Origin of the sequence: Vibrio sp. 10N.222.52.C12, assembly GCF_041474215.1 — a bacterium.
Lineage (GTDB): Bacteria > Pseudomonadota > Gammaproteobacteria > Enterobacterales > Vibrionaceae > Vibrio > Vibrio crassostreae_C.
Window position 1 is genome coordinate 1 of the sequence record NZ_JBFRTR010000023.1, and the last position, 2,547, is coordinate 2,547.

General features: G+C 37.8%; 3 protein-coding genes and 2 pseudogenes. All 5 read left to right on the forward strand.

All coding sequences use genetic code 11. From position 1 onward, the window contains the following. Positions 1–104: pseudogene (locus tag AB4623_RS04900) on the forward strand (IS5/IS1182 family transposase); the annotation flags it as partial. 149 nt (positions 105–253) lie between these two features. Continuing rightward, a complete protein-coding gene (locus AB4623_RS04905) occupies positions 254–688 on the forward strand; it encodes a CesT family type III secretion system chaperone (protein ID WP_017098094.1) in 435 nt (144 codons plus the stop codon). Positions 689–942: 254 nt separating this feature from the next. Further along, positions 943–1,062 (forward strand): annotated as a pseudogene (locus AB4623_RS04910) (ISAs1 family transposase); the annotation flags it as partial. Between the two features lie 202 nt (positions 1,063–1,264). Next, the gene (locus AB4623_RS04915; protein WP_102534048.1) at positions 1,265–1,711 is read left to right on the forward strand and encodes a type III secretion system chaperone; all 447 of its coding nucleotides are present in this window, start codon (positions 1,265–1,267) and stop codon (positions 1,709–1,711) included. Between the two features lie 7 nt (positions 1,712–1,718). After that, positions 1,719–2,009 carry a T3SS regulon translocated regulator ExsE2 gene (gene exsE2, locus AB4623_RS04920; RefSeq protein WP_017098096.1) on the forward strand — a complete coding sequence of 97 codons (291 nt, stop codon included), beginning with the start codon at positions 1,719–1,721 and terminating at the stop codon, positions 2,007–2,009. The last annotated feature ends 538 nt before the right edge of the window (positions 2,010–2,547 follow it).

The following is a 2,547-nucleotide window of genomic DNA, read 5'->3' on the forward strand; positions in this document are numbered from 1 at the left end:
GCTTAAGAAATTACAATGCCCAGGTGGGTGAAACTTACGCGATGATAAAAGCGTTAAACAAGCTTACTGGGTTAGGTATGCCTGAAACTTGTCGTATTGATTAAGAAATACGCGAAACGGGGTAGTTCTATCTTTAAATTTAATTACGCAACAAAGCCTTGAAGAAGCTAAAAACTTACTGCCATTATTGATAGTTATTAAACTCACTTTTTGGTCTACTGACACGCCTTTTTACAGTAAATAAGTAAACAATATGAGTCAGCAATATATAAAAGTAGTTGAAATGCTTTGCCAAGAGCTCGGTCTAGAGGCAGCAAACACTGAAACGAATAATGTGACAAGCATTAAAGTAGGAGAGCAAGAGTGCCACATTACCGAACACCCAAGTGGACGTTTGATGATGTTAAGTAATTTAGGTGAACTCAACAAAAACAATGCTCAGGTTTTGCTTGAAATGAATATGTTTAGCCAAGATGAGAAAAAACCAGTTGTTGGCTTTGATAATAAAAGTAATAACCTCATTCTTTGGAATCATCAGCCTATCGTTCAAGCCGATCGGTACACGGTATATCAACAATTGGAATTGCTCAGCCAATACTATGAACAAATAACCTCTCTAGCTAACAATATAGAATCAAAATCTATCGACAAAGAATCACATTTTTACCCTACAACTTTTCGCGTTTAATTGTATTAACCTAATAAACTGCAGGGAGCTGAAATACTATTACAGCTAGCGGTCTGCTCTCAACTTGCTTCACACGCAAGTTGATTACAGTATTCCCTAGTCACATCGGGATGCTTGGTTCAGGAAGAGCTACTTGGTTTGAAGGCGAGGCAACAATTCTTGCTCCATTGGTACTACATCAAGAATTATTAACAAAGTATGTAAACAAAGACAACTAGCCCTTTGAGAGTGTGTCACTGAATCAGTTTCATCATCAACGTTTTGTTCAGGACTGATTTAGGAAATCCGAAAGGGACTTGTCAGTACCAAGGAAGATGAATAAAGCTGCATGGAATAAAGATTACAGAGCCTCCGTTCTGTTTACATCAGATTAACAAAGTACATTCGTGCCCTTATTGAGACCATAAAAGGAATAGAATCACGCTTAAGAAGCGCGAATGCCGAAGAACTGCGTATTTTGGTAATTGCGATCTGACTGAACCTTACGTAATATATAAAAAATATCAACCAATAATAATATAAAAAACACCAGTTTAACCTATAATACCTATTAACATTAATGAAAGGACTGTTTTTATGTCAGTACGCCAAATTGTAGATGAGGTTCTGATAGAGTTTTCTCGTCGAGTAGGCTTGCCTGAATTACATTTGACTGAAGACGAACTGGGGTTAGCTTTTGACGATAAGTTAAGAGTGCATTTAATTTTTCACTCTAAAATAGAAACACTTCAACTAGAAGTAGAGATTGTTGACCTACAAACTGTTAATTCTGATCTTTATCGTTCTTTTTTGTCATTCAACTATCACTGGTCTGAACATCAACTATTTTTTAGTCTAGATAATCACAGGCACAAGCTGTGTTTAAACAGGTTGCTTCGTGCCGAAAAACTCGACTATGAGCTGTTTGAGAGTGGACTTGCTGAACTGCTCACACAGAGCGAATCTTGGGAGTCCTTGTTGTCTGCTCATGTCGTAACAGAAGTTTCACCGTCTATGCTTCAGAGCTCAGACTTAAGAGTTTAGGTACCTTATGTCCAACGACATCAAACCAAAAATAAATGATATATATTTCAATAACTTAGAGAGCAAAGGACAACCTCCCCTCGCAACGCAAGGCACCTTTCTGGGGCGAACCGTTGTACAGACTAGTCCTGGAGAGCGAGAGGCGAATCGAGCCAACTCCAAACTGGAGTTAAGTGAGTTGTTGTCGATGCATGCGAATGTGGAAATTTATAACTCAATCTTAAGCTTCGAAAAAGACCCTCATTCTGTACAAGCCTTATTGAATAGAAAAATCCAAGTGATCAGTCAGTCTCAATAAAAACGACCATAAATCGAAATCGGCCCTAGTTTTGAGCCTTGTGTAACTCTCCTCAACTTGTGCGTTGTAATGACACAGAGTTAAAGCGGTACTAATAGCTGTAGCACACAATACACGCTGTTTCAGATAGTGGACACTTGTGATAGTCAAATTTTTGCTTCCCGTTTTTTTGAGCCGTGAAGCTTAGGTAGCCAAAGATTCAGCACTACTTAGACGCCTATCTTTGTAGGGGAAAGGTAATCCTCATTGTTTACATGCGTTGCCGGAGGAGAATAACTCCATCTATAAAGCCGTTTAAAAAACTTCTTACTCTCATCACCTTCTAATATTGTTTAAAATCAATGCATACATAGATATAATGACGATTTATGCCATAACTAAAGCTGTTTTACGATAAATGCGACGTTGTTGTTTAATTCAGTTAAGAAAAAGAGTTATTTTAACACACTTCTATCGATTTGACCTTCAAACTTAAATTGCAGACACCACCTTAGTTGGTGGTATCTGCGTTAGTTATTATAGGCGTTGTTGATCAAAT